Source organism: Shimia thalassica, assembly GCF_001458215.1.
Lineage (GTDB): Bacteria > Pseudomonadota > Alphaproteobacteria > Rhodobacterales > Rhodobacteraceae > Shimia > Shimia thalassica.
On the sequence record NZ_CYTW01000010.1, the window covers coordinates 1 to 5441 of the forward strand.

Below are 5441 nucleotides of genomic sequence, written 5' to 3' on the forward strand. Positions count from 1 at the left end.
ATTTAATACCAGCATCACCCATGCCTACAGTATTGTTATCGGTAGCAAGCACATCACCTTGAATGCCACCGGAGGCGGCTTTTTGACCGCCTCCAAACAATTTAGACATGGCGCCACCAGCAAGAGCAGAAGCAATACCGCCAGCAATAGCACCAAACATAAATCACCTCACTTAAGTGGCTGGAGACAAATAATCTCTTTAATAACCTGATTCAGCGAAACCAATCCGCGGCATTTAGTAGCGGTAAAGTTAGACCAAACCATGAAACCAACATAAACATTATTGCCCGGCGTACGGGGAAGGACGTCAATAGTCACACAGTCCTTGACGGTATAATAACCACCATCATGGCGACCATCCAAAGGATAAACATCATAGGCAGTCGGGAGGGTAGTCGGAACCGAAGAAGACTCAAAGCGAACCAAACAGGCAAAAAATTTAGGGTCGGCATCAAAAGCAATATCAGCACCAACAGAAACAACCTGATTAGCGGCGTTGACAGATGTATCCATCTGAATGCAATGAAGAAAACCACCATTACCAGCATTAACCGTCAAACTATCAAAATATAACGTTGACGATGTAGCTTTAGGTGTCTGTAAAACAGGTGCCGAAGAAGCTGGAGTAACAGAAGTGAGAACCAGCTTATCAGAAAAAAAGTTTGAATTATGGCGAGAAATAAAAGTCTGAAACATGATTAAACTCCTAAGCAGAAAACCTACCGCGCTTCGCTTGGTCAACCCCTCAGCGGCAAAAATTAAAATTTTTACCGCTTCGGCGTTATAACCTCACACTCAATCTTTTATCACGAAGTCATGATTGAATCGCGAGTGGTCGGCAGATTGCGATAAACGGTCACATTAAATTTAACCTGACTATTCCACTGCAACAACTGAACGGACTGGAAACACTGGTCATAATCATGGTGGCGAATAAGTACGCGTTCTTGCAAATCACCAGAAGGCGGTTCCTGAATGAATGGGAAGCCTTCAAGAAGGTGATAAGCAGGAGAAACATACGAAGGCGCATAACGATACCACTGACCCTCAGCAATCTTAAACTTCTTAGACGAATCACCAGAACGGAAAACATCCTTCATAGAAATTTCACGCGGCGGCAAGTTGCCATACAAAACAGGGTCGCCAGCAATATCGGTATAAGTCAAAGCACCTTTAGCGTTAAGGTACTGAATCTCTTTAGTCGCAGTAGGCGGAAAACGAACAAGCGCAAGAGTAAACATAGTGCCATGCTCAGGAACAAAGAAACGCGGCACAGAATGTTTATAGGTCTGTTGAACACGACCAGAAAACTGGCCTAACGACGTTTGGTCAGTTCCATCAACATCATAGCCAGATGCCCAGAGATTAGAGCGCATGACAAGTAAAGGACGGTTGTCAGCGTCATAAGAGGTTTTACCTCCAAATGAAGAAATAACATCATGGTAACGCTGCATGAAGTAATCACGTTCTTGGTCAGTATGCAAATTAGCATAAGCAGCTTGCAGACCCATAATGTCAATAGATGTGGTAGAAGTCGTCATTTGGCGAGAAAGCTCAGTCTCAGGAGGAAGCGGAGCAGTCCAAATGTTTTTGAGATGGCAGCAACGGAAACCATAACGAGCATCATCTTGATTAAGCTCATTAGGGTTAGCCTCGGTACGGTCAGGCATCCACGGCGCTTTAAAATAGTTGTTATAGATATTCAAATAACCCTGAAACAAATGCTTAGGGATTTTATTGGTATCAGGGTTAATCGTGCCAAGAAAAGCGGCATGGTCAATATAACCAGTAGTGTTAACAGTCGGGAGAGGAGTGGCATTAACACCATCCTTCATGAACTTAATCCACTGTTCACCATAAACGTGACGATGAGGGACATAAAAAGTAAAAATGTCTACAGTAGAGTCAATAGCAAGGCCACGACGCAATGGAGAAAGACGGAGAGCGCCAACGGCGTCCATCTCGAAGGAGTCGCCAGCGATAACCGGAGTAGTTGAAATGGTAATAAGACGACCAATCTGACCAGCAAGGAAGCCAAGATGGGAAAGGTCATGCGGCATACGCTCGGCGCCAGTTTGAATATTAGACATAATTTATCCTCAAGTAAGGGGCCGAAGCCCCTGCAATTAAAATTGTTGACCACCTACATACCAAAGACGAGCGCCTTTACGCTTGCCTTTAGTACCTCGCAACGGCTGCGGACGACCAGGGCGAGCGCCAGAACGTTTTTTACCTTTAGACATTACATCACTCCTTCTGCACGTAATTTTTGACGCACGTTTTCTTCTGCGTCAGTAAGAACGTCAGTGTTTCCTGCGCGTACACGCAAGGTAAACGCGAACAATTCAGCGGCTTTAACCGGACGCTCGACGCCATTAATAATGTTTTCCGTAAATTCAGCGCCTTCCATGATGAGACAGGCCGTTTGAATGTTGACGGGATGAACATAATAAGCAATGACGGCAGCAATAAACTCAACAGGAGCAGGAAAGCGAGGGTATCCTACAAAGTCCAGCGTACCATAAACGCAAGCCTCAACGCAGCGACGAGCACGAGAGCGGTCAGTAGCAATCCAAACTTTGTTACTCGTCAGAAAATCGAAATCATCTTCGGTTAAATCCAAAACGGCAGAAGCCTGAATGAGCTTAATAGAGGCCAAAGCGGTCTGGAAACGTACGGATTGTTCAGTAACTTGACTCATGATTTCTTACCTATTAGTGGTTGAACAGCATCGGACTCAGATAGTAATCCACGCTCTTTTAAAATGTCAACAAGAGAATCTCTACCATGAACAAAATGTGACTCATATCTAAACCAGTCCTTGACGAACGTGCCAAGCATATTAAGCCACTTCTCCTCATCCAACGCGTCAGTTTTTGACAGAATCGTTAGTTGATGGCGAAAGGTCGCAAAGTAAGAGCTTCTCGAGCTGCGCAAGGATAGGTCGAATTTTCTCATTTTCCGCCAGCAGTCCACTTCGATTTAATTCGTAAACAAGCAGTAGTAATTCCTGCTTTATCAAGATAATTTTTCGACTCATCAGAAATATCCGAAAGTGTTAACTTCTGCGTCATGGAAGCGATAAAACTCTGCAGGTTGGATACGCCAATCATTTTTATCGAAGCGCGCATAAATTTGAGCAGATTTGTCGTCACAGGTTGCGCCGCCAAAACGTCGGCTACAGTAACTTTTCCCAGCCTCAATCTCATCTCTCTTTTTGCGTTCTGCTTCAATATCTGGTTGAACGGCGTCGCGTCGTAACCCAGCTTGGTAAGTTGGATTAAGCACTCCGTGGACAGATTTGTCATTGTGAGCATTTTCATCCCGAAGTTGCGGCTCATTCTGATTCTGAACAGCTTCTTGGGAAGTAGCGACAGCTTGGTTTTTAGTGAGTTGTTCCATTCTTTAGCTCCTAGACCTTTAGCAGCAAGGTCCATATCTGACTTTTTGTTAACGTATTTAGCCACATAGAAACCAACAGCCATATAACTGGTAGCTTTAAGCGGCTCACCTTTAGCATCAACAGGCCACAACCAACCAGAACGTGAAAAAGCGTCCTGCGTGTAGCGAACTGCGATGGGCATACTGTAACCATAAGGCCACGTATTTTGCAAGCTATTTAACTGGCGGCGATTGCGTACCCGACGACCAAAATTAGGGTCAACGCTACCTGTAGGAAGTGTCCGCATAAAGTGCACCGCATGGAAATGAAGACGGCCATTAGCTGTACCATACTCAGGCACACAAAAATACTGATAGCAGTCGGCGTGTGAATCATTAGCCTTGCGACCCTCGGCAGCAAGAACCATACGACCAATATCACGAAAATAGTCACGCAAAGCATTGGGATTATCATAAAACGCCTCTAATCGGTCGTCAGCCAACGTGAGAGTGTCAAAAACGATAAACCAACCATCAGCATGAGCCTGTCGCATTGCATTCATCAAACGCTGAATAGCAAAGCCTCTACGCGATTTCATAGTGGAGGCCTCCAGCAATCTTGAACACTCATCCTTAATACCTTTCTTTTTGGGGTAATTATACTCATCGCGAATATCCTTAAGAGGGCGTTCAGCAGCCAGCTTGCGGCAAAACTGCGTAACCGTCTTCTCGTTCTCTAAAAACCATTTTTCGTCCCCTTCGGGGCGGTGGTCTATAGTGTTATTAATATCAAGTTGGGGGAGCACATTGTAGCATTGTGCCAATTCATCCATTAACTTCTCAGTAACAGATACAAACTCATCACGAACGTCAGAAGCAGCCTTATGGCCGTCAACATACATATCACCATTATCGAACTCAACGCCCTGCATACGAAAAGACAGAATCTCTTCCAAGAGCTTGATGCGGTTATCCATCTGCTTATGGAAGCCAAGCATTGGGGATTGAGAAAGAGTAGAAATGCCACAAGCCTCAATAGCAGGTTTAAGAGCCTCGATACGCTCAAAGTCAAAATAATCAGCGTGACATTCAGAAGGGTAATAAGAACGAACCATAAAAAAGCCTCCAAGATTTGGAGGCATGAAAACATACAATTGGGAGGGTGTCAATCCTGACGGTTATTTCCTAGACAAATTAGAGCCAATACCATCAGCTTTACCGTCTTTCCAGAAATTGTTCCAAGTATCGGCAACAGCTTTATCAATACCATGAAAAATATCAACCACACCAGAAGCAGCATCAGTGACGACATTAGAAATATCCTTTGCAGTAGCGCCAATATGAGAAGAGCCATACCGCTGATTCTGCGTTTGCTGATGAACTAAGTCAACCTCAGCACTAACCTTGCGAGTCATTTCTTTGATTTGGTCATTGGTAAAATACTGACCAGCCGTTTGAGCTTGAGTAAGCATTTGGCGCATAATCTCGGAAACCTGCTGTTGCTTGGAAAGATTGGTGTTTTCCATAATAGACGCAACGCGAGCAGTAGACTCCTTCTGTTGATAAGCAAGCATCTCATTTTGTGCATATACCTGGTCTTTCGTATTCTGGCGTGAAGTCGCCGACTGAATGCCAGCAATCTCTTTTTGAGTCTCATTTTGCATCTCGGCAATCTCTTTCTGATTGTCCAGTTGCATTTTAGTAAGCTCTTTTTGATTCTCAAATCCGGCGTCAACCATACCAGCAGAGGAAGCATCAGCACCAGCACGCTCCCAAGCATTAAGCTCAGGAAATGCAGCAGCAAGATAATCACGAGTATCCTTTCCTTTATCAGCGGCAGACTTGCCACCAAGTCCAACCAAATCAAGCAACTTATCAGAAACGGCAGAAGTGCCAGCCTGCAACGTACCTTCAAGAAGTCCTTTACCAGCTTTAGCCATAGCACCAGAAACAAAACTAGGGACGGCCTCATCAGGGTTAGGAACATTAGAGCCTTGAATGGCAGATTTAATACCAGCATCACCCATGCCTACAGTATTGTTATCGGTAGCAAGCACATC

9 protein-coding genes are annotated in these 5441 nt (G+C 44.7%); all 9 read right to left on the reverse strand.

Features of this window, described 5'->3' with window-relative positions; genetic code table 11:
• The coding region (locus PH7735_RS21275) for a hypothetical protein (protein WP_503167630.1) at positions 1 to 160 on the reverse strand (160 nt) is incomplete at its 3' end.
• An 8-nt stretch (positions 161 to 168) separates the two neighbouring features.
• Positions 169 to 696 carry a hypothetical protein gene (locus PH7735_RS21280; RefSeq protein WP_000487867.1) on the reverse strand — a complete coding sequence of 176 codons (528 nt, stop codon included), beginning with the start codon at positions 694 to 696 and terminating at the stop codon, positions 169 to 171.
• Between the two features lie 110 nt (positions 697 to 806).
• A complete protein-coding gene (locus PH7735_RS21285) occupies positions 807 to 2090 on the reverse strand; it encodes a major capsid protein (protein WP_000065572.1) in 1284 nt (427 codons plus the stop codon).
• Between the two features lie 36 nt (positions 2091 to 2126).
• A complete protein-coding gene (locus PH7735_RS21290) occupies positions 2127 to 2243 on the reverse strand; it encodes a phage DNA packaging protein J (protein ID WP_000033471.1) in 117 nt (38 codons plus the stop codon).
• On the reverse strand, positions 2243 to 2701 hold the full coding sequence (locus tag PH7735_RS21295; protein WP_000084700.1) for a scaffolding protein D: 459 nt from the start codon (positions 2699 to 2701) through the stop codon (positions 2243 to 2245). The genes PH7735_RS21290 and PH7735_RS21295 overlap by 1 nt, the downstream gene beginning before the upstream one ends.
• Positions 2698 to 2937 (reverse strand): phage DNA packaging protein C, encoded by a 240-nt coding sequence (locus PH7735_RS21300; RefSeq protein WP_016670801.1) that lies wholly within the window; start codon positions 2935 to 2937, stop codon positions 2698 to 2700. Before PH7735_RS21300 ends, PH7735_RS21295 begins: the two co-directional genes overlap by 4 nt.
• Positions 2870 to 3022, reverse strand: a complete 153-nt coding sequence (locus tag PH7735_RS21305) for a hypothetical protein (protein WP_435988044.1) — start codon at positions 3020 to 3022, stop codon at positions 2870 to 2872. Before PH7735_RS21305 ends, PH7735_RS21300 begins: the two co-directional genes overlap by 68 nt.
• Positions 2955 to 4496 (reverse strand): replication endonuclease, encoded by a 1542-nt coding sequence (locus tag PH7735_RS21310; RefSeq protein ID WP_000252566.1) that lies wholly within the window; start codon positions 4494 to 4496, stop codon positions 2955 to 2957. Before PH7735_RS21310 ends, PH7735_RS21305 begins: the two co-directional genes overlap by 68 nt.
• A gap of 63 nt (positions 4497 to 4559) precedes the next feature.
• A partial coding sequence (locus PH7735_RS21315) for a Minor spike protein (RefSeq protein ID WP_032271654.1) occupies positions 4560 to 5441 on the reverse strand: 882 nt, incomplete at its 5' end.

Excerpts from the sequence above, each read along its gene's own strand:
- PH7735_RS21280 (WP_000487867.1), bottom strand. The coding sequence starts at position 696 with ATGTTTCAGACTTTTATTTCTCGCCATAATTCAAACTTTTTTTCTGAT.
- PH7735_RS21285 (WP_000065572.1), bottom strand. The coding sequence starts at position 2,090 with ATGTCTAATATTCAAACTGGCGCCGAGCGTATGCCGCATGACCTTTCC.
- PH7735_RS21290 (WP_000033471.1), bottom strand. The coding sequence starts at position 2,243 with ATGTCTAAAGGTAAAAAACGTTCTGGCGCTCGCCCTGGTCGTCCGCAG.
- PH7735_RS21295 (WP_000084700.1), bottom strand. The coding sequence starts at position 2,701 with ATGAGTCAAGTTACTGAACAATCCGTACGTTTCCAGACCGCTTTGGCC.
- PH7735_RS21310 (WP_000252566.1), bottom strand. The coding sequence starts at position 4,496 with ATGGTTCGTTCTTATTACCCTTCTGAATGTCACGCTGATTATTTTGAC.